The following is a 24,579-nucleotide window of genomic DNA, read 5'->3' as shown; positions in this document are numbered from 1 at the left end:
GAGGGCGCGCGTGGGCGAATGCCCCTGCCGAGCGAAGCGAGGCGGGCGCATGAGCGAGCGGAGCGAGCGAATCATCAGAGGGCGCGCGTGGGCGAATGCCCCTGCCGAGCGAAGCGAGGCGGGCGCATGAGTCTCCTCACCACCCTCGCCCGGCTGGAGGCCGTCCGCAGCGGGCACGCCGAACCGCTGGCCACCGTCCGGCACCGGCACCTGTCCGAGCGCCCGATGGTGCTGATCCCGCTGACCGCCGCCGGTGAGTCCGGCGCGCCACTGGCCGTGATGCTCGGCACCGACCGGGACGCGCCCCGGCTGCACCTGGTGCCGCAGCCGCTCAACCGCACCCTGCGGTTCGACTTCCTGGCCGAGCTGGCCGCCGACCTGCTGCCCTACCTGGAGTCCTTCGCCGACGACGTCGAGCAGATCGAGGGTTCCGAGAAGGACCCGGAGACCGGCGAGAAGACCCAGGTGTTCCGCGAGCTGTGCGCCGACGCACCGCAGCTGATCGTGCCCAACAGCGCGGGCATGCACCACCTGGCGCTGATCGGCCGCTCCACCCGGTTCCGCCGCACCGTGGAGGACGCCGAGCCCGGCCCCTACCCGGCGCCGATGCGGGTGCCGCTGCTCGGCCGCTGGCTGACCCACCTCACCGACCGCGCCCAGGTGCCCGGCTCCAGCCTGCTGCTGCCGATGACCGGCCTGCTCGCCCGGCACTGGGCCACCGGCCAGAGCCACCTGGAGGACCAGCACCTGGCCGCCCGGCTGGCCTGGCACAACCCGCCGACGGGCCTGACCGGCGCGCAGGCGGCCGAGCTGGCCGAGACCGGCCGGGACGAGCAGGGCCTGCTGCTGCACCCGCCGGCCGGCCCGACCACCGACCCGCGCTTCGACGAGTTCCTGCTCGCCCCGGCGATCGCCCGCTACGACGCCGCCGTCAACGCCCTGCAGCACAGCGCCGAGCAGCAGGACGAGGCCGCCGCCGGGCGCGCCCGGGCGACCGTCCGCTCGGCGGTCGACCAGCTGACGGAGGTGCTGTCCGCCGTCCTGCTGCCCACCTGGCGGGACGTCTGGCAGGGTCTGGACCTGCTGCGCGCCCTGCCGCCGGCCGGGCACCTGGAGGAGCGCTGGACCGGCGACCGCTGGTCCTACACCGGCCACCGGGACCGCCTCGCGGCCGGCGAGCCCCCGCAGCCCCGGCAGGACGACGCCGTCACCGCCGCCCGCAAGCTCGCCCAGCGCGAGCGCGAGCAGGCCCGCCTCGACGTCCAGGAGGCGCTGGACGACCCGCTGGCGATGGCCGAACACCGGCTGTCCGGCGAGGCGTTCAGCGGGGTGGTGACCGAGGTGGTGCCGGACTGGGACACCACCGGCCGCTCCCCCAAGCCCCGCCCGCTGCTCACCCTGCGCACCGCCGACCGCCCGCACGCCGACCTCGGCCGGGAGGTGCACCGGGTGCACGGCCCGTCCGCGCAGAAGGCCGAGATCGTCGCGGTCGAGCCCGCCGAGGGCACCATCACCCTGCGGGTGCTGTCCGGCATGGGCCGCAAGAAGGAGCCCGAGCCGGGCAGCCTGCCCGAGCCCGGCGAGCCGGTCACCTTCACCCTGTTCGAGTTGACGGTCCGCCAGTCCGCGCCGCTGCCCGAGCCGGACGACACCCCGTGGACCCACGGCGGCCCGCCCGGCACCGCGCCGGCAACCGCCCCGTCCGCTGCCGCCGAGGAGTGGGAGTAATGGCCGAGTCGACCCCCGAGCAGTCCCCGGGCGCGGCCGCCGACGCCGCCGTGGCCCGCATCCTGGCGGCCACCGTCCGCCCGTCGGCCGGCGCCCCGCGCGGCGTGGTGGTGGACTCCCCGCCCGGCGCCGGGAAGTCCACCCTGGTGGTGCGGGCCGCCCGCGAGCTGGTGGAGGCCGGCGAGCGGCTGATGATCGTCGCCCAGACCAACGGCCAGGTGGACGACCTGGTCGGCCGGCTGGCCGAGAAGGCTCCGGAGCTGACGATCGGCCGGCTGCACGCGGCGGACTCCCGGCCCGGCCCGGAGGTGCTCAGGCACGCCAATGTCACGCCCTCCGACAAGGCCGCCGACCTGGTCGAGCAGGACGTGGTGATCTCCACCTCCGCCAAGTGGCAGTGGGTCCGGACCGAGGCGCCGTGGCGGCACGCGATCGTCGACGAGGCCTACCAGATGCGCTCGGACGCCCTGCTCGCGGTGGCCCGGCTGTTCGAGCGGGCGCTGTTCGTCGGCGACCCGGGCCAGCTGGACCCGTTCACCGTGGTCGGCACCGAGCAGTGGGCGGGCCTGTCCTACGACCCGTCCAGCAGCGCCGTGGTCACCATGCTGGCGCACAACCCGCAGATCGAGCCGCACCGGCTGCCGGTCTCCTGGCGGCTGCCCGCCAGCGCGGCGCCGCTGATCTCGCGGGCGTTCTACCCGTACACGCCGTTCCGCTCCGGCACCGGCCCGGACGACCGCCGGCTGACCGCAGCCGTCCGCCCCGACGGTTCGGCGCTGGACGCCGTGATCGACCGGGCCGCCGAGCACGGCTGGGCGCTGCTGGAGCTGCCCGCCCGGCACACCGTACGGACCGACCCGCAGGCGGTGGCAGCCGTCGCGGCCACCGTCCAGCGGCTGCTGGAGCGCGGGCTGACCGCCCACTCCGAGCAGGGGGGGTCCCCGCTCACCGCGGACCGGATCGCCGTCGGCACCGCGCACCGGGACCAGGCGGCGTCCGTCCGGGCGGCCCTGCTCAAGGCGGGCGTCCCGGTGGACGGCGCGGCCGGTCCGGCCGTCACCGTGGACACCGCCAACCGGCTGCAGGGCCGGGAGTACGACGTCACGGTGGTGCTGCACCCGCTCTCCGGACGCCCGGACGCGACCGCCTTCCACCTGGAGACCGGCCGACTGTGCGTGCTCGCCTCCCGGCACCGGCACGCCTGCATCGTGGTGGCCCGGGCCGGGATCGCCGAGCTGCTGGACGAGCACCCCTCCACCGAGCCGGTCCAGTTGGGCGTCCCGGTGACCTTCCCGGACGGCTGGGAGGCCAACCACCAGGTCCTCCAGCACCTCAGCGGCCACCGGGTCCACCTGCGCTAGGCAGGGCCCGTCCGGGGGTTCCGTCGGACCCGGCGAGGACCCGCCGGACAGGCCCCGGCACTCAGTCCTCGGTCTCGCACACCGCGAAGGCCACCACGGAGCCGCGCTCCGCCTGGGCGCTCCAGCCGGTCGCGTCGGCGGTCGGGCCGCTGGCGCGCACCGGCCCGTCCGCGTCGGGCTGGAGCCGGTAGCCGCCGCCGGTCAGGTGGGTTCCGGCCGGGCAGGTCGCGGTCGAGAGGCCGCCCGGGGCGCTCGGTGGGCCGGTGACCACCTTCGCCGTCTCCACCGCGAAGGCGGGTACGGCCGGGGCCAGGACGGCGGCGGCCAGCAGGACGCCGGTGGACAGCAGGACGCCGGTGGACAGGGTCTTCGGTGCGCGCATGGGGCACTCCCGGTTCGACGGTGACTGGTTCCCGTACACCCGGAACAACCGGTTCGCACGCGATCCGGATGCGTGGCGCCCGAGGCACGCCCCCGGCGCGCGCCGGGGAATAGCGCCTTCACGCGCACCGTTCCGTTAGCGGCCGCCGCCGCGAGACAATGGACGACGGCCACAACCGGGCGGTGCGGCCCGGAGCAGCCCGCCCGCCCTCCCCCACCGAGACCCCGGAGGTGTCCGTCCATGCCCGACTCCCCCGCCGAGGCGCCTGAGCCCACCCGGCGCCTGCGCCCCGCGCAGCTGCTGTTCGAGCCGCAGTCCGCCGAGCCGGAGCCGGAACGATTCTTCGACCTGGAGTCCATCGACGACCCCGGGGAGCTGCTGCGCCGCTCCACCGAACTGGCCCTGGCCTTCCGGGCGGCCGCCGAGCGAGCCACCGACTTCCAGGCGGTCGCCGCCGCGCAGCTGGCGGACCCGCGCCGGTTCGACGCGCTGTCGGACACCGAGATCGCCGAGCGGGCGGACTGGACCCCCGACTATGCCGCCAAGATGATCGAGTACGGCCGCGGCCTGCTCCAGCCGCGCCGCCACGAGGACTGACCGGCTGGCCCCTGGCATATGCCAGAAGCGGAAGGGTACGCCGTGCCCCGCTGCCCTGTCCGGCAAACAGCACTTTCCACCACACCGGTGGCGTGCACCGCGCAGGCTGCTGGACGTGGACATCTGGACCTTGCAGTCGGTGGAGTACGTCACCGTGGCCGGAGAGTCCTGGCTCGCCTCCGCCAGCGAATACCCGCGCAGCATGCGCGCCCTCTGGGAGTCCCGCCCGTGGGCGCCGTCGGTGCTGCCCTGCGGCCGGGCCTTCGACGTGATCAGCATGCCGGCGCTGTTCGGCCGCCGGGTGCTGGACGAGCTCTGGGCCTCAGGCCCGGGCTGCGGACCGGTCGCGAGCTACCGGGGGCGCACCCTGCTGTTCGTCCAGCCCGGCGCGGCGCCCCGGCTGCGCCGACTGCTGGCCTGGGAGGAGTGGGCCCGGGACGTGCCGCCGCTGCTGTGCCACGGCAGGGGCGACGCGGTGACCGTACCGCCGGTCCAGCGGATGGTGCACGGCCCGGATTCCCCCGGCCGGGGATCCGGCCGCTGGATCGTCGCCCCGGAGGAGCGGGAGCCCTGGCTGCCCGGCGCCTCGGTGGTGCTCTGGGCCTGTGTACGGGCGGCGCGCGAGCCCGGCGCGCCCGTCCCGGCGGAGCCATCCGTCGTGGCCGGAGGGTGAACGGAGGGCGACCGGTATTCGATTTTGGCTCGGACGCGGGCCGCTGCTAGAGTCTTCTCTGTCAGCAGGCGCCGCTAGCTCAGTTGGTTAGAGCAGCTGACTCTTAATCAGCGGGTCCGGGGTTCGAGTCCCTGGCGGCGCACAGACAGCCGAGAGGCCCCTTGCGAAAGCAAGGGGCCTCTCGGCATTTTTCGGTGAAAGCACTGTCCGCCGAAGGCACTGCCCGTACCGAAGCAGCCGGGCCGCCCGCCGGAGCGGACGGCCCGGCCGGGGCTCAGCGGCCGCGCAGCGTGCGGTAGCGGGCGACCAGCGCCGCGGTGGAGCTGTCCAGCTGCTCGCCACCCTCGCCGGTGAGCAGCACCGGCTCGATCCGCTTGGCGAGCACCTTGCCCAGCTCGACGCCCCACTGGTCGAAGGAGTCGATGTTCCAGATCGCGCCCTGGACGAACACCTTGTGCTCGTACAGCGCGACCAGCTGGCCGAGCACGGACGGGGTCAGCTCGCGGGCCAGGATGGTGGTGGTCGGGTGGTTGCCCTTGAAGGTCTTGTGCGGGACGAGCTCGGCCGGCGCGCCCTCGGCGGCGACCTCCTCCGGGGTCTTGCCGAAGGCCAGCGCCTGGGTCTGGGCGAAGAAGTTGGCCAGCAGCAGGTCGTGCTGGGCGACCAGGCCCGGCAGCAGGTCGGCGACCGGCCGGGCGAAGCCGATGAAGTCGGCCGGGATCACCTTGGTGCCCTGGTGGAGCAGCTGGTAGTAGGCGTGCTGGCCGTTGGTGCCGGGGGTGCCCCAGACCACCGGGCCGGTCTGCCAGTTGACCGGGGTGCCGTCGCGGGTCACCGACTTGCCGTTGGACTCCATGTCCAGCTGCTGCAGGTAGGCGGTGAACTTGGACAGGTAGTGCGAGTACGGCAGCACCGCGTGCGCCTGGGCGTCGAAGAACGCGCCGTACCAGACCCCGAGCAGGCCGAGCAGCAGCGGGACGTTCTGCTCCGCCGGGGCGGTGCGGAAGTGCTCGTCGACCAGGTGGAAGCCGTCCAGCATCTCGCGGAAGGCGTCCGGGCCGATGGCGATCATCAGCGAGAGGCCGATCGCGGAGTCGTAGGAGTAGCGGCCGCCGACCCAGTCCCAGAACTCGAACATGTTGGCGGTGTCGATGCCGAAGTCCTGCACGCCCTGGGTGTTGGTGGACAGCGCGACGAAGTGCTTGGCCACCGCCTCGGCGCCGGCCCCCAGGCCGGTGAGCAGCCAGTCGCGGGCGGAGATGGCGTTGGTGATGGTCTCGATGGTGGTGAAGGTCTTCGAGGCCACGATGAACAGCGTCTCGGCCGGGTCGAGGTCGCGGACCGCCTCGTGCAGGTCGGCGCCGTCCACGTTGGAGACGAAGCGGACGTCCAGGTCGCGCTTGGTGAACGAGCGGAGCACCTCGTAGGCCATCGCCGGGCCGAGGTCGGAGCCGCCGATGCCGATGTTGACGACGGCGCGGATCGGCTTGCCGGTGTGGCCCTTCCACTCGCCGCTGCGGACCCGGTCGGCGAAGCCGGCCATCTTGTCCAGGACGGCGTGCACGCCGGGGACGACGTTGACCCCGTCGACCTCGACGACCGCGTCCCGCGGGGCGCGCAGCGCGGTGTGCAGGACGGCGCGCTGCTCGGTGTTGTTGATCTTCGCGCCGCGGAACATGGCGTCCCGCAGCTCGGCGACGCCGGTGGCGGCGGCGAGTTCGCGCAGCAGCTCCAGCGTCTCGTCGGTGACCAGGTGCTTGGCGTAGTCCACGTGCAGGTCGCCGACCTGCACGGTGTAGCGGCTGCCGCGCTCCGGGTCGGCGGCGAACAGCTCGCGCAGGTGGGTCTCGCCCAGCTCGTCCCGGTGCTTGGCCAGCGCGGCCCACTGCGGGGTGCGGTCGAGCGGGGTGCGGGCGTCGGCGCGGGTCTCCGACATCGGTTGGTCCTCGATTCATCTGGGTGCGGAAACCGGCAGGGCCAGGCGTGAGGCCCGAACAATCAGGGTCTCTGTGCGAGGTCGTGCGGGTACTGGTGGTATGCCGACTCCGTTGACGGCCTGCCCGGGTTCAGCCTATGCAACCCCGGAGGCGGTCGCGCACATTCCGCCCGGCGCGCGGACTGCCCGTCACTTCCGTTCCGTGCGCAGGTCCAGCCCGCGCAGCACCTGGTCGACCAGTTCCGGGTCGGCCCCGAGTTCGCTGCGGGCGACGAGCAGCTCGCGCCGGGAGGCGGCGACCATCTCCTGCTCGACGTCCCGGGCGGCCCGCAAACTGGGCGAGTCGCAGCTTGGCCTCGGCGGTGTCCTCCTCGGCGTAGTTCTCCGGGCAGAGTCGGGCCAGCCGGTCGTGCTGACGGTCCCGCAGGCGGTCGGCGACCTCGGCGGGCAGTTTGTCCTGCTCATCCAGCTCACCGAGGCGTGTGAGCACGGCTTTGGCGGCCCGCCACCAGAGCTGACGGACGGCCTGCTCGTGCCGGTCCTGGTCAATGTCCAGCTGGAGCCGCCTGGCCAGCCAGGGCAGGCTCAGACCCCGGACCAGCAGGGTGAACAGCACCACGCTGAAGGCGATGAGGACCAGCCGGCCGCGCTCGGGGAAGTCCGCGCCGGAGTGCAGGGTGAGCGGGATGGCGAGGGCCAGGGCGACGGTGGCCACGCCGTGAAGACATGCCGAGCAGCGCTTGACCTCAAGCGCACTTCAGGTTCGAGGATCGGGAGCGTCTAACGATCGGCGAACGATCAGTCGAACGGTCGAGGGAGAGGAGCCCCCATGAAGGCGGTCACCGTGGTGCGGTCCGGCGGTCCCGAGGTCCTGCGGGTCACCGAGGTGCCCGCCCCGGAGCCCGGTCCGGGCGAGGTCCGGGTGCGGGTCTACGCCGCCGGGGTGCAGCCGGTGGACCTCGCGATCCGGGAGGGGTTCCGCCCGCCGGGGCTGGCGGTCGAGCCGCCGTTCACGCTCGGCAACGAGTTCGCCGGGGTGGTCGACCGGCTGGGCCCGGGCACCGAGGGCTGGAAGGTCGGCGACGGGGTGCTGGGCTTCCGGGTGCTGGACTGCCACGCCGAGCTGGTCACGGTGGACGCCGCCCAGCTGGTGGCCAAGCCCGCCACGATGCCCTGGGAGCCGGCCGGCTCGCTCTCCGCCTCCGGCCAGACCGCACACATGGCACTCGCCCAGCTCGGGGTCGGCCCCGGCGACACGGTGCTGGTGCACGGCGCCACCGGCGGAGTCGGCACCGTCGCCGTCCAGCTCGCCCGGGCCTGGGGCGCCACCGTCATCGGCACGGCGAGCGAGCGCAACCACGACTACCTGCGCGAGCTGGGCGCGATCCCGGTCGCCTACGGCGAGGGCCTGGTCCAGCGGGTCCGGGCGGTGGCGCCGCAAGGGGTGACCGCGGCCTTCGACGCGGCCGGCCGGGGCGCGCTGGAGGCCTCGGTCGAGCTGGTCGCCGACAAGGACCGGATCGGCACCGTGGTCGACTATCCGGAGGCCGAGCGACTGGGCGTCCGGGGGCTGCGGGCACCGCGGACGGCCGAACGGCTGGCCGAGCTGGTGCGACTGTGGGAGGCGGGCGCGCTGCGGCTGGAGGTCGCCGAGGCGCTGCCGCTGGAGAAGGCCGCCGAGGCCCACCGGCTGGTCGCCACCGGGCACGTCCGGGGCAAGGTGGTGCTGACCGCCTGAGCGGGTGGGGGCCGTCCGGGCCGATTGTGTGTTTCGGCCGCTGACCAGGTAATGTTCTCCACGTCAGCAAGCGCCGCTAGCTCAGTTGGTTAGAGCAGCTGACTCTTAATCAGCGGGTCCGGGGTTCGAGTCCCTGGCGGCGCACAGACAGCCGGAAGGCCCTTCGCGAGAGCGAGGGGCCTTCCGGCGTTTCGGCAGCTACTCGCCCACCCGCCTCCGGGGCGGGATCACTCGCCACCCGTGGCAGGAAAGGTGGGAAGCAGGTCATTGCCGCCGCTCCGGCCCGCTGACAGGCTGGCCGCATGAGAGCGCGCAGCGTGGTCGTCGTCCTCTACGACGGCGTGCAGAGCCTGGACGTGACCGGGCCCGTGGAGGTGTTCGCGGGAGCGGGCACCGCCGCCGGGCAGCCGGGCGCGTACCGGGTGATCACCGCCTCGCTCGGCGGCGGACCGGTGCGCAGCCACAGCGGGCTGCGGCTGCTGCCGGACACGGACCTGGCCGAGGTCGGACCGGTACACACCCTGCTGGTCCCCGGCGGGGAGGGCACCGATCATCCGGACGGCGCGCTGGTGGCGTGGATCCGGGAACTGGCCGACCGGGCCGAACGGGTGGTGTCGGTGTGCACCGGAGCCTTCCTGCTCGCCGAGGCCGGGCTGCTGGCCGGGCGCCGGGCGACCACGCACTGGGCGTACTGCGAGGCGCTGGCCCGGCGGTTCCCCGACGTCGAGGTGGACCCGGATCCGATCCACGTCCGGGACGGACACATCGCCACCTCCGCCGGGGTCACCGCCGGGATCGACCTGGCGCTGGCCCTGGTCGAGGAGGACCTCGGCCGCGACACCGCGCTGCTGATCGCCCGCCGTCTGGTGGTCTTCCTGCGCAGGCCGGGCAACCAGGCCCAGTTCAGCACCCAGCTGGCCGCCCAGGTGGCGGCCCGGCAGCCGCTGCGCGAGGTGCAGCGGTGGATCGCCGAGCACCCCGAGGCCGACCTGTCGGTCGAGGCGCTGGCCGGCCGTTCGGCACTGTCGCCCCGGCACTTCGCCCGTGCCTTCGCCGCCGAGGTGGGGGTGACGCCGGGCCGGTACGTGGACGGCGTCCGGCTGGAGGCCGCCCGGCGGCTGCTGGAGGACACCGACGACGGCATCGAGGAGATCGCCCGCTCCTGCGGCTACGGCACCCCGGAGGCGATGCGGCGCGCCTTCGTCCGGACCCTGGCCGCCCCGCCCGTGGAATACCGACGCCGCTTCCGACCGAGTCCCGATGGAGGACACTGATGCGCATCGCCGTCCTGCTCTACGACAACTTCACCGCCCTGGACGCCGTCGGCCCGTACGAGGTGCTGTCCCGCATCCCCGGCACCGAGGTGGTGTTCACCGCCGCCCGGCGCGGGCCGGTCCGCACCGACATGACGAGCCTGGCGCTCACCGCCGACGCCGCCCTGGACGAGGTGGACTCGGCCGACCTGCTGCTGGTGCCCGGCGGGCCCGGGACGGAGGCCCAGCTGACCGACCAGGCCGTGGTGGAGTGGGTGCGCGCGGTGGACGCGACGACCACCTGGACCACCTCGGTCTGCTCCGGCTCGCTGTTGCTGGGCGCCGCCGGGCTGCTCCGGGGCCGCCGGGCCACCTCGCACTGGGTCTGCCTGGACCAGCTGCCGCAGTTCGGCGCGGAGCCGACCGGCACCGAGCGGGTCGTCATCGACGGCAAGTACGCGACCGCGGCGGGCGTCTCGGCCGGGATCGACCTCGCACTGACGCTGACCGGGCGGATCGCCGGCGACGCGACCGCGCAGGCGATCCAGCTGCTCATCGAGTACGACCCGCAGCCCCCGTACTCGGCGGGCCACATCACGACCGCCCCGGCCGGGCTGGCCGAGGAGCTGCGGGCGAACCGGCTGCTGCTCCGCTAGCCGCGCTCCGGCGGGAAGGCGTGGCGGCGGGCGGCGAGGACCAGGCCGAAGGCGGGCAGCAGCGGATCCGACAGCGCACCGTCAATGGCCCAGACGGTTGGGCCGGTCCGGGAGGACCACCCCGGTTGCCGGGGATGACACTCCGCCGAAGGATGGAGGGGTGACCCCGCCCGGCTACCTCCGCCACCCCCACCTGCACGGCGGCCTGCTCACCTTCACCGCCGAGGACGACGTCTGGATCGCCCCGCTGGACGCCGACGGCGGCGGCACCGGCCGCGCCTGGCGGGTCGGCTGCGACCGCACCCGGGTCAGCCACCCCCGCTTCTCCCCCGACGGCACCACCCTCGCCTGGACCAGCTGGCTCAGCCTCACCCCCGAGGTGTGGACCGCCCCGGTCGAGGGCGGCGAGACCCGCCGGCTCAGCTTCTGGGGCAGCCATGACACCCGGGTGCGCGGCTGGCTGCCGGACGGCGAGGTACTGGCCGTCACCTCCTTCCACGAGCCCTTCGCCCACTACACCTGGGCACACGCCCTGCCGCCGGACGGCTCCCCCGGCCGCCGGATGCCCTGGGGCCCCGTCGGCGACGCCCAGATGAGCCGCGAGCGGACCGTGCTGCTCACCGGCGCCGCTCCGCACGAGCCCGCCGCCTGGAAGCGCTACCGCGGCGGCGCGATCGGCCGGCTCTGGGTCGACGGCGGGCTGATCCTGCCCGACCACACCGGCCACCTCGCTTCCCCGATGCCCGTCGCCGGGCGGATCGCCTTCCTCTCGGACCACGAGGGCATAGGCAACCTCTACTCCTGCCTCCCCGACGGCGGCGACCTGCGCCGGCACACCGACCATGCCTCCTACTACGCTCGCGAGGCCGCCACCGACGGCACCCGGATCGTCTACCAGCACGCCGGCGACCTCTGGCTGCTGAACGGCCTGGACGCCGCCGCCCCGCGCCGGCTGCACGTCCCGCTCGGCGGCGCCCGGGCCGGACGCCGCCCGTACCAGGTCAGCGCCGCCTCCCAGGTCAAGGATCTCGCCTGCGACCAGACCGGGCGGGCCGGGGTGATCACCGTGCGCGGCAGCCAGTACTGGCTCACCCACAAGGACGGCCCGGCCCGCGCGCTCGCCGACACCCCCGGGGTGCGGACCCGACTGCCGGTGGTGCTCGGCCACACCGGCGAGGCGGCCTGGGTCACGGACGCGGAGGGCGCCGACGCGATCGAGGTGACGCCGCTGCCCGGCCACGACGACTTCCCCGGTTACGAGGGAGGAAAGAAGCACCGCCACCGGGTGCTCGCCGCCGGAAGGCTCGGCCGGGTCCTGGAACTCACCGCCTCCCCCGACGGCACCCACCTCGCCGCCGCCGCCTCGGACGGGCGGCTGCTGCTGGTCTCCGCCACCGACGGCGAGGTGCGCGAGCTGGCCGCCTCCGACTACGGGCCGGTCTCCAGCGCCCGGTTCTCCCCCGACTCGCACTGGATCACCTGGTCCCAGCCGGCCGCCGGGCGCTCGCTGCGCCGGATCCGGCTCACCCGCACCGACACGCCCGCACCGGTCGTCGACGTCACCGACGGGCGGTTCGAGGACGAGCAGCCGGTCTTCACCCGGGACGGCCGCTACCTGGCCTTCCTCTCCTGGCGCGGCTTCGACCCGGTGCACGACGTGCACACCGGCGACCTCTCCTTCCCGGTCGGCTGCCGCCCGTACCTCGTCCCGCTCAGCGCCGACACCCCGTCGCCGTTCGCCGCGCCCGCCGAGGACGGCACCCCGCGCGGGAACGGCGGCGGCGACGGCACCGTCCGGGTCGACCCCGAGGGCATCGGCGAGCGGCTGTTGCAGTTCCCGGTGATCGCCTCCAAGTACTCGGCCACCGACGCGGTGCGCGGCGGCCTGGTCTGGCTGCGCTGGCCGATCTCCGGCACCCTCGGGCAGACCTTCGCCAGCCCCGACGACACCTCCGGCCGCCCCTCGCTGGAGCACTACGACCTGACCCGGGGCAGTCGCACCACCCTGGTCGACAAGCTGGACGGCTACGCGGTCTCCGGCGACGGCGGCTCGATCGCGGTCTACTCGGCCGGGACGCTGCGGGTGTTCCCGGTCGGCGTCCCCTCCGCCGGGACCACCGTCGACCTGCGCCGGATCACCCACACCGTGCACCCGGCCGCCGAGTGGCGCCAGGCGTACCACGAGGCGGCCCGGATCGTCCGGGACCAGTTCTGGGACGAGCCGATGTCCGGCCTGGACTGGCCGGCGCTGGTCGCCCAGTACGAGCCGCTGCTGGAACGGGTCTGCTCACCCGACGACTTCGCCGACCTGCTGCGCGAACTCCTCGGCGAACTCGGCACCTCGCACGCCTACGTCACCCCCTCCCGGCGTGCCGAGGGGCCCTCGCTCGCCCAGCAGCCGCTCGGCCTGCTCGGCGCCAGCGCCCACCGCTCCCCCGACGGCCGCTGGCTGGTCGACCAGGTGCTGCCCGGCGAGTCCTCCGACCCGCGCGCCCGCGCCCCGCTGGCCGCCAAGGGGGTCCGGAAGGGCGACGAGCTGCTGGAGGTCGGCGGCCGCCCGGTGGACCCGCTTCGCGGCCCGTTCCCGCAGCTGGCCGGCACCGGCGGCACCACCGTGGAACTCGCCCTGCGCAGCGGCCCGGACGCCCCGGTGCGGCGGATCGCGGTCACCCCGCTGACCGACGAACGGGCCATCCGCTACCAGGACTGGGTGGTCAAGCGCCGCGCCCTGGTGCGGGAGTTCAGCGACGGGCGGTGCGGCTACCTGCACATCCCGGACCTCGGCGGCTCCGGCTGGGCGCAGTTCAACCGGGACCGGCGGCGGGAACTGGACAAGCCCGCACTGGTGCTGGACGTGCGCGGCAACGCCGGCGGCAACGTCTCCGAACTGGTGCTGGAGAAGCTCACCCGGCAGGTCCTCGCCTGGGACTTCACCCGGGACCGCCAGCCGGTCCGCTGGCCGCGCCACGCCCTGCGCGGTCCGCTGGTGGCGCTCGCCGACGAGGCGACCAGTTCGGACGGGGACGTGATCATCGCGGCGATCAAGCTGCTCGGCCTCGGCCCGGTGATCGGCAACCGCACCTGGGGCGGGGTGGTCGGGATGACCGGACGGCACACCCTGGGCGACGGCACCCAGATCTCGGTGCCGAAGAACGCCTCCTGGTTCAGCGGCGGGCTCGGCTGGTCGGTGGAGAACCGGGGCGTCGAGCCGGACGTGCACGTGCTGTGCACCCCGCAGGACTGGGCGCGCGGGCGCCACCCGGACCTGATGGCCGCCGTCCAGCTGGCCCTGGAGCTGCTGGAGGACGCCCCGGCCGCGGCGCCCCCGCCGGAGTCCACGCCCCGGCCGGACCTGCGGCGCCCGCCGCTGCCGCCACGGGCGCGGTGAAGGTGCCGGGCGTCAGTCCCAGGGGTCGCCCTCGGCCGTCATGTTCTCGGCGGCGCGCCGGTCGGCCTCTTCCTGGGCGAGCCGCTCCTGCGTCTCGCGGGTGCGCTCGACTTCGTCGCTGAACGCGTCCGCGGCCTCGTCGTGCGCGAGGGCTGCGCGCTGGGCGGCATCCTGCTCCTGGTGGCGGCCGATCGAGCCGCGCTCATCCTCGGAGGCCTCGTGCGCCTTGTGGCGGAACCTGTCGAAGATGCCCATGACTCCTCCTTCGGACGGATTACCGGGCTGCCCCCACTCTCACACCGGGGGCCGGTGGACGCATGTTGAGCCTTTGGTCCCTGCCGGACGCGCCCAAGGGCCGTAGCCGGGGACGGGCGGCAGGCGGAGGGTGGCGGTGTGAGGAACTCGACCGAGGAACTGCACGACGGACCGCGCCGACGGGTCGGTGCGCTGGCCGCGCTGGACGGGCGGCTGCCCGGCGCCCACGACCTGCTGCTGATGCAGTGCCCCAGTTCGCTGCGGCCGCTGGCCGGCGGCGAGCTGCCGGAGTGGGCGCGGGCGGTGCTGCGGACGCACCCGTGGGTGACGGTCGGCCGGGCGCCGTCGGTGGTCGGCGGCCCGGTGGACGTGCCGCGACCGCAGCGCTGCACCCGGGACCCGGAGGCGGCGCCCGAGCACTGGATCCCGGTGACCGTACGCGGCCCGCGCCCCGGGCAGCGGCTGGACGCGCTGGCACCCTGGGCCGCGGTGGCCCGGACGCTGCGGCCCGAGCAGCTGGCCGAGCGGCGCGAGCGGCTGGCCCCCGAGCGGGTCGCCGGGATCCCGGCGCTGGCCCTGCTGCCGGAGGTGGTCCGGCTGGTGGCGGACCACCGGCTGCCCTGGGGGCCGATCGGCGCGGTCGCCTACGAGTTGGGCACCGGGGTGCCGGTGGCCGGGCCGCTGAGCCCGCTGCGGCTGGTGCTGCGCGCCCCGCACCCGGTGAGCCGGCGGGACGCGCTGCAGCTGCGGCGGGCGCTGAGCAAGCTACCGGTGCCGGTGCAGGCCGAGCTGGAGACCCGCTACGGCGCGGTGCAGCTGGCCGAGTACGCGGCCGCGCCGTTCACCCTCACGCTGCTGACGCCGTACGGGCCCCGGGAGGTCCGCGATCCGTGGTTTCCCCGGGGCCCGTACGTCTGAGCCGTCGGATCAGCCGCTGACGCTGGGTGCGCCCGTCTCCAGGTGGCCGGTGAAGCGCTGCGACCAGCTGCTGTCGGCGTCCACCGTGACGGTGAAGTCGTACCAGCCGTTGCTGTAGGCGACCGCATTGAAGAAGTCGCTGACGCTGCCGCCGGCCGGCACCTGATGCGTCCAGGGGCCGTCCGTCCGGTAGTTGTTTGAGGCGATGGTGAAGGTCATCGGCGTGCTGCCGGAGTTGGCCAGCTTGAAGTAGATCGCCAGCTTGCCGGTGCCCGGCTCGACCGCGTACGAGGCGGTGACGGCCGCGTTCTTGCCCGGCTGGGTGAGGTCGCCGGTGAAGCGGCGCAGGAACCGGTTCGGACCGACCACGGTCAGGTCGTACTTGCCGTTGCCGAAGCCGTTGGTGCCGCAGTTGAAGAAGTCGGTGACCGGGCTGCCGGAATCGACGGTGTACTGCCAGGGACCTCCGCTGCGGTAGGCGTTGGCGTAGGCGGCGAAGTGCGCGGCCCGGGCGGCTCCGTCGTTGGACATCTTCAGCCAGACGTGCATGACGCCGTTGGCGTTGGTGTCCCAGTGGTCCAGGTTGGCGTTGGGCTGGTAGGGCAGGGCACGGGCCGGACGGGTGCCGGGCTCCTGCGCGGGCAGCGCGTTGTTGCTGGGCGAGGGGTTGGGCAGCGGGCCGCAGGTGGACAAACCGATGGTCCGCGAGGTGTCGGGCAGCGAGGGCATGCCGTACACCGGATTGGCGAAGTCGAAGACCGAGGTGAGGTCGCCGCAGACCTGCCGGCGCCAGGCGCTGATGTTGGGGCTGGTGGCGGGCTTGCCGATGGCGGCGGTCCACACCTCCAGGAAGCGCAGCACCGAGGTGTGGTCGAAGGTCTCGGAGTTGACCCAGCCGCCGCGGCTCCACGGGGAGACGGCGATCAGCGGGACGCGGAAGCCGAGGCCGATGTTGGTGGAGTTGTAGAACTCGTCCGCGGTGCCGGAGGGCGCCGCCGGCGGCGGGACGTGGTCGAAGAAACCGTCGTTCTCGTCGTAGTTGATCAGCAGAACGGTGGAGTTGAACACGTTGGGGTCCGCGTTCAGGGCGTCCATCACCATGTGGACGAAGTGCGCGCCGTCCTCGGGGGTGGCGTAGGGGTGCTCGGAGGACTGCTGGTCGGCGACGATCCAGGAGACCTGCGGCAGGGTGCCGTTCAGCACGTCGGCCCTGATCGCGGCGGCGATGTCGTCCGGGGTCCTGCCGGTGACGGCGGGGACGGAGCCCATGCCCTTGACGGCGAGCGGGCTACCGGCCGGGGCGCCGGTGAACTGGCTGAAGTAGGCGAGGGCGTTGTCGCCGAAGTTGTCGTTGGCGTTCTGGTAGACCTTCCAGCTGACGCCGGCGTTCTGCAGCGCCTCGGCGTAGGTCTGCCACCGCAGGTTGGACTCGGATCCGCCGTCGTAGGCGGGACCGCCGGCGGTGCCGTTGGGGTCGATCCAACCCGACCAGTGGTAGGTGCGGTTGGGGCCGGTCGCGCTCAGTACCGAGCAGTGGTAGGCGTCGCAGATGGTCCAGTTGTCGGCCAGCGCGTAGTGGAACGGGATGTCGGCGCGCTGCAGGTAGCCGAGGGTGCGGACGGTGCCCTTGGCGGACACCCAGGAGTCCATCTTTCCGCCGTTCCAGGCCTTGTGCTGGTCGGACCAGGCGTGCGAGAGGTCACCGTTGCACTGCGCCAGGGTCTCCGGGGAGCCGCTGTTGCCCGAGGGGTTGAAGGCCCACGGGTACTGACGGGCGAACAGGCCGTTCGGCTGGTTGAAGACGCTGTAGCCGCCGGAGATCTGGATGGCGGCCTTGTCGGCGAAGCCGCGGACGCCCTTGAGAGTGCCGAAGTAGTGGTCGAAGCTCCGGTTCTCCTGCATCAGGACCACGACGTGCTGGACGTCGGTGATGGTCCCGGTGGTGCTCAGTGTCGCGGCCACCGCCGGAGCGCTGCCGGCGACGGCGGATCCGCCGACCACCGCCGCTCCCGCCGCGGCGCCCGCGGAGAGTGCCATGAACTTCCTGCGATTCAGCTCAGCCATCTGACCGGCCCGTCCATTCCCGAGGTGTGTATACAGGTCATGCCCCAGCCCCCCGAACGGCGAGCATCTTTGCGCAGGTGAGGGCCGCGAGAAAGGGCCCTCGGTCAAGCTTTGGCGGACTGTTCACCGGCCCATCGCCGAGCGACGGGCCGGTGAACGAGTTGTTCAGACATCCTTCACCTGGATCCCCAGCGCGTGGGCGAACTGCGGTGCCAGCTCCAGCAGTTGGGTGGAGCTGATGACCGCTCCGCGCAGGCCCTGGTGGCCGTCCGCCAGCCCGAGCCGGACGGCGCCGCGCAGGTCGGTCTCGCTCAGCACCGCCCCGCGCAGCCGGACCTCCTCCAGCGTCGAGCCGGGGAAGGAGACCCCGGTCAGCTTCGCCTCCCCGAAGTCCACGTCGCGCAGCAGGCAGTCCTCGAACACGACGTCCCGCAGCACGGCCGACCGCAGGTTGACCGCCTCCAGCTTGCAGCCGCGGAACACCACCCGTCGCAGCGCCGAGCCGTACCCGGCCACCCCGGCCAGCACGCCGCCGACGAAGGCGCTGTCCTGCCACTCGGTGTCGCTCAGGTCGCAGGCTACCCAGCGGCCGGCCTGCACCCAGACCTCGTTGAACCGGGCCTGGCGCAGCTTGACCCCGCTGAGCGCGACCCCGGTGAAGGCGCACTCCAGGAAGGCCGCCCCGGCGGCCGACTCGTCGGTGTGCTCGCCGCCGTCGAAATGCGCGGTGTCGTAGCGGTCGTCGCTGCGCAGCGGCCCGGTGTGCGGGCGCAGCAGCTCGGCGTACGGGAGGTCGGCGAGCCGGTCGGGGGCGGAACGGGGCATGGCGGCACCTTTCGGGACGGATCTCGCCCGCATGCTCGCACGCGCCACCGACAACACCCGGGACCGGCCGCAGCGGCGTGCGGCCGGTCCGGGGGCGCTCAGGGCTGTCAGCCGCGCGCCCAGAGCGAGTTGACCCGACTGCGCTCGGTGCTGTTCGGGTACGGGTTGGTACAGGACGGGCCGGGGCCACCGCCCGACATCAGCTCACTGCACGGGCCGGAGTAGTGGTCCGGCAGGCCGAGCACGTGCCCGGTCTCGTGGGCCGTCACCCGGACCGGGTTGTACTGCCGGTTCTGCTGGTAGTCGAGGAAGATGTAGCCGCGCCCGTGCCCGTCGGTGCTGGCGTACGAGCCACGGCTGTCGTTGCCCTCGTAGTAGCGGAAGTCGGCGGCCGAACCCGACCTCAGCTGGACGTTCTTGACCGAACTGTTCCAGATCTGCGCGGCGTTGGCGATCTGGGTGCGGAAGGACGGGGCCGAGCTGGCGTCGTAGGTGACCACGACAGTGGCCAGGCCCGGGTTGGCAGCCTGCTTGGCCTTGGCTGAGGCCATCACGGCCTGGAAGAACGCCTGGTTGTCCGCGGCCTCGGCGGCCGAACCGGCGTACGTCGAGGCGGTGTAGCCCTGCACGGCGGCCGGAGCGGCCGGTGCGGCGGCGGCCGCGGTGGTGGGCAGCACGGCGAGGCCGGCCGCGAGGGCCAGGCCAAGGGTGGCGGACAGTACGGATCGCTGCATGTGGGGGCTCCGATTCCTGTGGTGCCGCAGCCGGTTGGGGGCCGGCCCTGGGGGACACCTGGTGAACGGGTGATGCCCCCAGAGCTTCGGGCAGCCCGGCGGGCGGGCGGATGATGTCAACCCGCGATAGCCCGACCCAATACCCCGGCGCTCCGTGGATTTGAGTCGACTTTTCCTGGCCTTGACTCACCCATGCCCCTGGCATTCCGTTCCACCTGCGGCTAGGCTCCGAGGCGGGGAAGTACCCACTGCGGCGGGCCGCCCGTTTCCGGCCGGGCGGCCCGCCGCACCCCGATCCGCTCGGCAGTACGGCTAGTTCGCGGGCGCCGCGCCGTTCGCCCAGATCGAGTCGACCTGCGCGCGCTCGTTGCTGTCGGGGTACGGGTTGGTGCAGGACGGGCCGGGGCCGCCACCCGACATCAGCTCGCTGCACGGGCCGGAGTAGTGGTCCGGCAGACCGAGCACGTGCCCGGTCTCGTGCGCGGTGACGCGGGTCGAGTCGTACTGCTGGTTCTGCTGGTAGTCGAGGAAGATGTACCCGTGCCCGTGCCCGTCGGTGCTGGCGTACGAGCCACGGCTGTCGTTGCCCTCGTAGTACGAGAAGTCGCCGGTGCCACTGGACTCCTGGAGCTGGACGTTGTGCACCGAGCCGTTCCAGATCTGCGCGGCGTTGGCTATCTCGCCGGTGAAGGAGGGGGCGCCGGCGGTGTCGTAGGTGACGGTGACGGTCTGCAGCCACGGGTTGGCGGCCCGCTTGGCCTTGGCGGAGGCCATCACGGCTTGGAAGAACGCCTGGTTGTCGGCCGCCTCGGCGGCCGAACCGGCGTACGTCGAGGCGGTGTAGCCCTGCACGGCGGCCGGAGCGTCCGGTGCGGCGACGGCGGTGGCGGGCACGATCGCGAGGCCGGCGGCAACGGCCAGGCCCAGGGCGGCGGACAGCACGGATCGCTTCATGGGGGGCTCCGAATTCGCGGGTGCGCCGGCTCGCCCGGGCCGGTGGGGGCCGGGCACGGCTCGTACGGCGCACGGTGGGGGCCGCCCCGGCGGGGACCGGGGCGGTGTGCTGCCCCCGAGCTTCGACCCGCCCGGGCCGGTCGCGGATGATGTCAACCGGCGATAGCCCAGCCGCATACCGGCGGGGGCCCCGTCGTGCGGTCCCCCGGCGAGCCTTTGATTCCATGTCATGTCCTTGGCGAGGCGGTGCGGCGACGACTATGCTCCCGTCGTGGAGCTCGACGTGAGACACCTCCGGGTGCTGTGCGCGATCGCCGACACCGGCAGCCTCCGCAAGGCCGCGCTCCAACTCGGCATGACCCAGCCCTCCCTCACCACCCAGCTGCACCGCATCGAACGGGCCATCGGCGGAGCCCTGTTCACCCGCGAACAAACCGGCAGTCGGCCCACCGCGCTCGGCCACTCGGTGCTGTCCCGGGCCCGGCCGGTGATCAGCGAGATGGCCGCGCTGGTGGCCGCCGCCCGCCAGGAGGCCCGGGACGCCGCCGGGCCCGGCCGGCAGCGGCGGCTGCGCATCGGCAGCGTCGGCAGCCGGGCGGTCGCGGCCTGGCTTCGCCGGGTGCACGAGCGGCTGCCGGACACCGACACCACCATCCACGTCGACATCTCCGCCAGCGCGCTGCTGCGGATGGTCGCCGCCGACCAGCTGGACGTGGCTTTCGTCTACGAGAGCGAGGGCTTCCCGCTGCGGGTGCCGCCGGACGCCGAGCACCGGGTGCTGATGGCCCGGGAGCCGCAGTTCGTCGCGCTCGCCGCCGGCCACCCGGCCGCCGCCCGTCCGGTCGTCCACCTGGCCGACCTCGCCGAGGACACCTGGATGGTGGACCCGACCGCCGACCACGAGTACGCGGCGATGCGCCGGGTGTTCAGCGAGGCCGGGCTCAACCCCCGGGTGGTTCAGGTACGGGACAACGCCACCGCCGCCGAACTGGTCGCCTCCGGCGAGGCCGTCCGCCCCTGCCAGCCGACCTCACTGCCCGGACCCGGCACCGTGGTCCGCCCGGTGCACGGGGACCCGCTGGCCGTCCGGCTGCTCTTCACCTGGCGCCCGCGCACGCTCAGCCCGCCCGCCCTGGACGCGCTGTACGGCGAACTGCGCGCCGCCTACATGGATCTGGCCAAGGTCAACCCGGCCTACCTGGCCTGGTTGGCGCGACACGAACCGGTGCTGCTGAGGCGGATCCAGGGCGTCTCCTGAGCGGGTTCAGGCCCGGCTCTCCCGGCCGTGGATCAGCACGCCCACCGTGACCACCAGCGCGCAGACCAGCGCAGCTCACAACACCCAGGCGAAGGCCCGCCAGTTGGAGCGCAGGTGCTCGTGGACGGGCCGGGCGAAGTAGATCCACCGGGCGGCGGAGCAGATCAGCAGCCCACCGACCGCCACCGGCACCAGCTGGCTCAGCTCCTCGTGGTGGCGACCCGGTGCCGCTCGTCGCGGTCGCGCGGAACCATCCGGCGCACCGGCGGCGGGTCGACGTGGTGCGGACGGGGTGCCGCGGCGGCGGGATCACTGGCCATCGGCACTGCTCCGGGAGTCGGGACGGGGTCTGGAGCGGACCGGAGGGGCCCGCCGTCCCGCGCAATCCGGCAGCGGCCCGGGCCCGGCGCACGCACCGGCGCGACGCGCACGCGGGGTGCGCGCGCCGGTCCGGCAACCCCGTTCGAACCCGGGCACGATGCCCCGTATACCCCTTTTCTCCTTGCTGTCAGCCGTAGTTGACGCCCCGGTGCGCGAACCGGGTGACAGCGCGGCGGGTTTCCGGGCGCGCCCGCGCGCTGCGCCTCGACCGGCCGCGACGCCCCGCTAGATTCGTCCCCGGTTGGAAGCGATCGCGGGCCCTGCGGGGCCCCACGACACGGGCGGCCTGCGGGCAACGCGGAAGGTCAAGGCGGGTGGCAGGACAGCGGGGGCGGCGCAGCCGACCCACCCGTGTCCGCACCACCGGCCTCGTGATCACCGCGCTGCTCGCCAGCGCCTGCCGTGCGGTCGCCCTCGCCGTCTCGGCGGCCCGGGCTACTTCTCCCAGCCGATCTTGCTGTAGTCCTCCTGGGCGAGGCCGAAGGCGCCGTAGTTGGCGAGTCCCTTGCGGACCGCCACCACGGCGGGCCGCTGGTAGAGCTCGACGGTGTGTCCGAGCTCCCAGATCTTCGCGTCCGCCAGGTTGTAGAGCTTCGCGGCCTCGACCGGGTCGACCGTCCCGGACGCCTTCTTCAGCAGGTCGTCGATCTCCTGGGTGCCCAGGCGCGACGGATTGCTGAAGGTGTTGTCGCCCACCGGCAGACGGAAGTTGGCCAGACTCTTGGAGTTCGGGAAGGAGTCGGTGTTGCGCCAGCTGGCGATGTCGAACTTGCCCGGGGTGATGTACTTGGCGAAGAAGTCGTTGCCGGGCACCTTGTCCAGGTCGACCTTCACCCCGGCCGCCTGCCACATCGCCGCCGCCGCGGTGGCGAGGTCGAGCTGAGCCTGCGGAGTGCCGTCGCTGAGCACCCAGTGCAGCTCCAGCGGCTTCCCGTCCCTGGTGCGCGGCTGACCGCTGCCGGTCTCCTTCCAGCCGGCGTCGTCCAGCAGCTTCTTGGCGGCGGCGAGGTCGAACTTGGCCCACTCGCCGGAGTTGTCCTGGTAGCCGGCCTGGTTGGGCATGATGATGTGGTTGCCGAGCGGCTTGAACTCCACCGGCACCCCGTTGTTGGCGATCTTGATCAGTGCCGAGCGGTCGAGCGCCTTGCCGAGCGCCTGGCGGACCGTCCGGTCCGCCAGCGCACCCGTGCCGCCGAAGGAGATGTGCACCTCGTCCCACGGGCTGGCGGCCCGGATCACGGTGTCCTTGGCGCTCTTGAGCTGCCCGTACGCGGTGGCGGTGCCGGCCGAGGCGAGGTCGATCTCGTTGTTGAGGTAGGCCTGGATGCTCGCCGACTTGTCCATCACCCGGAAGGTGATCTTGTCCAGCTTGGCCTTGGCCCCCCACCAGGCCGGGTCCGGGACCAGGCTGAGGGTCTGGGCGGTCTTGTCCGCCACGCCGATCTTGAACGGACCGGCGGTGATCGGGATCTTCTCCACCCAGCCCTTGTTGAAGTCGTCCGGGGTGGCGATGCCCGCCGCTGGGACCAGCGGGCGGAACAGGTTCTGCCAGTCCGCGTACGGCTGCGAGAAGGTGACCTTCACCTCGGTCGGGTCGGCGCCCTGTTCGACCGCGGAGATCAGCTCGTAGCCGGACGGGTCGTAGATGTTGTACGCCGGGTCCCTGCCGTTGCTCGCCTGCCAGTCGGCCTTGAAGTCCAGGTAGCTGAGCGGCTTGCCGTCCGACCACTTGGCCTTGGGGTTCAGCTTGTACGTGATCACCTGCGGCGAGGTCGAGGTGACCTTGGCCTCCACCAGGTAGTCCGGGTTCGGCTGGAAGGTGCCGGAGGCGTCGGTGGTGAAGATCGACGGCTCCACGGCGCGGACCAGGCTCACCGTGTCGGTGTAGCTGCCGCCGTCCACCTGGAGCGGGTTCCACTGGGTGATCCACTGGTCCAGCTGGAAGCGCACCTCGCCGCCGTCCTTGACCTGGTCCGCGGGCTTGGCGTTGATGTCCTGGGAGTCCTGTCTCGGCGGCTCGCTCTTGGCCACGTTGTCGGCCGAGCCGCTCCCGCCCGAGGTGCACGCGGTGACCGCGAGCACCACGGCGGCGGCGAGGACGGCCACCCGGCCGAAGCGGCGGGTCGCACTGGAAACGTCCATGAGGGTCCCCTTGCTGAGGTCTGCTGACGAGTTCTGCGAAGCGGGAGTTGGGGCGCAGTAGGCATGACTGGGCTTGAGCGTGGGCACTCAATCCGGCACCGAGCCAGAGGAACGTAACAGCGGACCGGATCCGCCACCAGGGGAGGAGCGCACACCTGATCCAAAAGTCACCGGGGGCAACGCAGTCGCAACACCCCCGCCGTCCCCGGGTGTTTCACTCTGACCTGCGACTTCACCAACTGCCCTGTCGTCCCAGCCGACTGACGCCCTGACCGGGCCCCGACCGAAGGCCACCACCCGATGCCCACCAGACGCGTCGGCCCCACCCCCACCCCGGGCGGCCGTTGATGCTCCGCTACCTGGCGAAGCGGCTGAGCTACTACGCGGCGCTGCTGATCGCCGCCGTCTTCCTGGCGTACGCGATCTCCGCGAGCGCCCTGCAGCCGCGCACCTACTTCGACGCCAAAGTCCCCCGCCCGTCCGCCGAATCGGTCGAGCGCCAGCTCACCGCGCTCAACCTGAACGACCACACCCCGGTGGTCGAGCGATTCGGGCACTGGGCCGGCGGCCTGCTCCACGGCGACCTCGGCCGGACCATCCACGACACCCCGGTCACCGACGACTTCGGCCGCCGGGTCTGGGTGTCGCTGCGGCTACTGCTGCTCGGCAGCCTCCTCGGCGCGGTACTCGGCGTCGCCACCGGGGCGTGGAGCGCCGTGCGCCAGTACCGGATCTCCGACCGGCTGCTCACCGTGCTCTCCTTCGCGCTGCTCTCCACCCCGGTCTTCCTGGTCGCGCTGTTCCTCAAGAACGGCGCGATCGCTGCCAAGGAGGCGGCCGGCCACGAGGTCATCCCGTTCACCGGCTACGAGACCCCCGGGCTGGCCGGCGGCCTCGGCGCCCACCTCGCCGACTGGGCGCTGCACCTGCTGCTGCCCACCGTCTCGCTCGCCCTCGGCGGCCTCGCCACCTACAGCCGCTACCAGCGCGGCACCATGCTCGACGTGCTCGGCTCCGACTACCTGCGCACCGCCGAGGCCAAGGGACTCACCCGACGCCGGGCCCTGCTCAAGCACGGGCTGCGCACCGCCGTGATCCCGATGTCGACGATGTTCGCCTACAGCTTCCTGGGCATCTTCACCGGCGCGATCTTCACCGAGACGATCTTCGGCTGGCACGGCATGGGCGAATGGCTGATCCAGTCGATCAACGAACAGGACGTCAACTCGGTAGTGGCGATCAACCTGTTCACCGCCGTCGTCGTGCTCGCCTCCGGCTTCCTGGCCGACACCCTGCACGCCGCCCTCGACCCGCGCGTGCGGTCATGACCGGAGGT

Annotated in this window: 21 protein-coding genes and 2 tRNA genes; 14 read left to right on the top strand and 9 right to left on the bottom strand. The window is 73.2% G+C overall.

The genetic code is table 11. The annotated features are described in order from the left end of the window. The first annotated feature begins 126 nt into the window (after positions 1 to 126). A complete protein-coding gene (locus tag ACWC9T_RS12810; protein WP_449821067.1) occupies positions 127 to 1,728 on the top strand; it encodes a hypothetical protein in 1,602 nt (533 codons plus the stop codon). Beyond that, positions 1,728 to 3,089, top strand: a complete 1,362-nt coding sequence (locus ACWC9T_RS12805; protein ID WP_449821066.1) for an AAA family ATPase — start codon at positions 1,728 to 1,730, stop codon at positions 3,087 to 3,089. The genes ACWC9T_RS12810 and ACWC9T_RS12805 overlap by 1 nt, the downstream gene beginning before the upstream one ends. Positions 3,090 to 3,150: 61 nt before the next feature. Here ACWC9T_RS12805 and ACWC9T_RS12800 read toward each other — a convergent pair whose 3' ends face one another. Next, entirely contained in the window at positions 3,151 to 3,471 is a 321-nt protein-coding gene (locus tag ACWC9T_RS12800; RefSeq protein ID WP_449821065.1) for a hypothetical protein, read from the bottom strand. A 240-nt stretch (positions 3,472 to 3,711) separates the two neighbouring features. On the opposite strand from ACWC9T_RS12800, the gene ACWC9T_RS12795 reads away from it, so the two are divergent. From ACWC9T_RS12795 to ACWC9T_RS12785, 3 genes are all read left to right on the top strand, one after another. Next, positions 3,712 to 4,068, top strand: a complete 357-nt coding sequence (locus ACWC9T_RS12795) for a hypothetical protein (RefSeq protein ID WP_449821064.1) — start codon at positions 3,712 to 3,714, stop codon at positions 4,066 to 4,068. 55 nt (positions 4,069 to 4,123) lie between these two features. Continuing rightward, positions 4,124 to 4,741 (top strand): bifunctional DNA primase/polymerase, encoded by a 618-nt coding sequence (locus ACWC9T_RS12790; RefSeq protein ID WP_449821095.1) that lies wholly within the window; start codon positions 4,124 to 4,126, stop codon positions 4,739 to 4,741. A gap of 68 nt (positions 4,742 to 4,809) precedes the next feature. Further along, positions 4,810 to 4,883: transfer RNA gene (locus ACWC9T_RS12785), tRNA-Lys, on the top strand. Between the two features lie 132 nt (positions 4,884 to 5,015). On the opposite strand, the gene pgi is transcribed toward ACWC9T_RS12785, so the two are convergent. Continuing rightward, positions 5,016 to 6,677: a glucose-6-phosphate isomerase gene (gene pgi, locus ACWC9T_RS12780; protein ID WP_449821063.1), complete on the bottom strand. Its 1,662-nt coding sequence runs from the start codon at positions 6,675 to 6,677 to the stop codon at positions 5,016 to 5,018. A 189-nt stretch (positions 6,678 to 6,866) separates the two neighbouring features. Further along, positions 6,867 to 7,010 carry a hypothetical protein gene (locus ACWC9T_RS12775; RefSeq protein WP_449821062.1) on the bottom strand — a complete coding sequence of 48 codons (144 nt, stop codon included), beginning with the start codon at positions 7,008 to 7,010 and terminating at the stop codon, positions 6,867 to 6,869. 76 nt (positions 7,011 to 7,086) lie between these two features. Here ACWC9T_RS12775 and ACWC9T_RS12770 point away from each other — a divergent pair, with 76 nt between their 5' ends. The 6 genes from ACWC9T_RS12770 to ACWC9T_RS12745 all read left to right on the top strand — a co-directional run bounded on the left by ACWC9T_RS12770 (position 7,087) and on the right by ACWC9T_RS12745 (position 13,712). Further along, entirely contained in the window at positions 7,087 to 7,461 is a 375-nt protein-coding gene (locus ACWC9T_RS12770; protein ID WP_449821061.1) for a hypothetical protein, read from the top strand. A gap of 45 nt (positions 7,462 to 7,506) precedes the next feature. Next, positions 7,507 to 8,415, top strand: a complete 909-nt coding sequence (locus ACWC9T_RS12765; protein ID WP_449821060.1) for an NADP-dependent oxidoreductase — start codon at positions 7,507 to 7,509, stop codon at positions 8,413 to 8,415. Positions 8,416 to 8,485: 70 nt separating this feature from the next. Continuing rightward, a tRNA-Lys gene (locus tag ACWC9T_RS12760) sits at positions 8,486 to 8,559 on the top strand. A 158-nt stretch (positions 8,560 to 8,717) separates the two neighbouring features. Then, positions 8,718 to 9,689, top strand: coding sequence for a GlxA family transcriptional regulator (locus tag ACWC9T_RS12755; protein WP_449821059.1), 972 nt, complete (start codon positions 8,718 to 8,720; stop codon positions 9,687 to 9,689). Continuing rightward, positions 9,689 to 10,324, top strand: a complete 636-nt coding sequence (locus ACWC9T_RS12750) for a DJ-1/PfpI family protein (RefSeq protein WP_449821058.1) — start codon at positions 9,689 to 9,691, stop codon at positions 10,322 to 10,324. The genes ACWC9T_RS12755 and ACWC9T_RS12750 overlap by 1 nt, the downstream gene beginning before the upstream one ends. A gap of 160 nt (positions 10,325 to 10,484) precedes the next feature. Continuing rightward, positions 10,485 to 13,712, top strand: a complete 3,228-nt coding sequence (locus tag ACWC9T_RS12745; protein ID WP_449821057.1) for a S41 family peptidase — start codon at positions 10,485 to 10,487, stop codon at positions 13,710 to 13,712. A 12-nt stretch (positions 13,713 to 13,724) separates the two neighbouring features. Here the strand turns inward: ACWC9T_RS12745 and ACWC9T_RS12740 are convergent, their stop codons facing one another. Further along, the gene (locus ACWC9T_RS12740) at positions 13,725 to 13,967 is read right to left on the bottom strand and encodes a hypothetical protein (RefSeq protein WP_449821056.1); all 243 of its coding nucleotides are present in this window, start codon (positions 13,965 to 13,967) and stop codon (positions 13,725 to 13,727) included. 138 nt (positions 13,968 to 14,105) lie between these two features. Between ACWC9T_RS12740 and ACWC9T_RS12735 the strand changes: the two genes are divergently transcribed. After that, positions 14,106 to 14,885, top strand: a complete 780-nt coding sequence (locus tag ACWC9T_RS12735; RefSeq protein ID WP_449821055.1) for a phosphoribosyl-dephospho-CoA transferase MdcG domain-containing protein — start codon at positions 14,106 to 14,108, stop codon at positions 14,883 to 14,885. A 9-nt stretch (positions 14,886 to 14,894) separates the two neighbouring features. On the opposite strand, the gene ACWC9T_RS12730 is transcribed toward ACWC9T_RS12735, so the two are convergent. The 4 genes from ACWC9T_RS12730 to snpA (ACWC9T_RS12715) all read right to left on the bottom strand — a co-directional run bounded on the left by ACWC9T_RS12730 (position 14,895) and on the right by snpA (ACWC9T_RS12715) (position 19,462). Then, positions 14,895 to 16,949, bottom strand: a complete 2,055-nt coding sequence (locus tag ACWC9T_RS12730; protein WP_449821054.1) for a phosphocholine-specific phospholipase C — start codon at positions 16,947 to 16,949, stop codon at positions 14,895 to 14,897. A gap of 165 nt (positions 16,950 to 17,114) precedes the next feature. Further along, a complete protein-coding gene (locus ACWC9T_RS12725; RefSeq protein WP_449821053.1) occupies positions 17,115 to 17,774 on the bottom strand; it encodes a pentapeptide repeat-containing protein in 660 nt (219 codons plus the stop codon). 107 nt (positions 17,775 to 17,881) lie between these two features. Continuing rightward, on the bottom strand, positions 17,882 to 18,508 hold the full coding sequence (gene snpA, locus ACWC9T_RS12720; protein ID WP_449821052.1) for a snapalysin: 627 nt from the start codon (positions 18,506 to 18,508) through the stop codon (positions 17,882 to 17,884). Positions 18,509 to 18,820: 312 nt separating this feature from the next. Further along, positions 18,821 to 19,462, bottom strand: a complete 642-nt coding sequence (gene snpA / locus ACWC9T_RS12715; RefSeq protein WP_449821051.1) for a snapalysin — start codon at positions 19,460 to 19,462, stop codon at positions 18,821 to 18,823. Between the two features lie 271 nt (positions 19,463 to 19,733). Between snpA (ACWC9T_RS12715) and ACWC9T_RS12710 the strand changes: the two genes are divergently transcribed. Beyond that, positions 19,734 to 20,720, top strand: coding sequence for a LysR family transcriptional regulator (locus ACWC9T_RS12710; RefSeq protein ID WP_449821050.1), 987 nt, complete (start codon positions 19,734 to 19,736; stop codon positions 20,718 to 20,720). A gap of 816 nt (positions 20,721 to 21,536) precedes the next feature. Here the strand turns inward: ACWC9T_RS12710 and ACWC9T_RS12705 are convergent. After that, the gene (locus tag ACWC9T_RS12705) at positions 21,537 to 23,243 is read right to left on the bottom strand and encodes an ABC transporter family substrate-binding protein (protein WP_449821049.1); all 1,707 of its coding nucleotides are present in this window, start codon (positions 23,241 to 23,243) and stop codon (positions 21,537 to 21,539) included. A gap of 347 nt (positions 23,244 to 23,590) precedes the next feature. Between ACWC9T_RS12705 and ACWC9T_RS12700 the strand changes: the two genes are divergently transcribed. After that, a complete protein-coding gene (locus ACWC9T_RS12700; protein ID WP_449821048.1) occupies positions 23,591 to 24,571 on the top strand; it encodes an ABC transporter permease in 981 nt (326 codons plus the stop codon). Positions 24,572 to 24,579 lie beyond the last annotated feature (8 nt).

It is taken from the genome of Kitasatospora sp. NPDC001159, from assembly GCF_053598235.1.
This window is presented reverse-complemented; position numbering and strand designations above follow the sequence as displayed.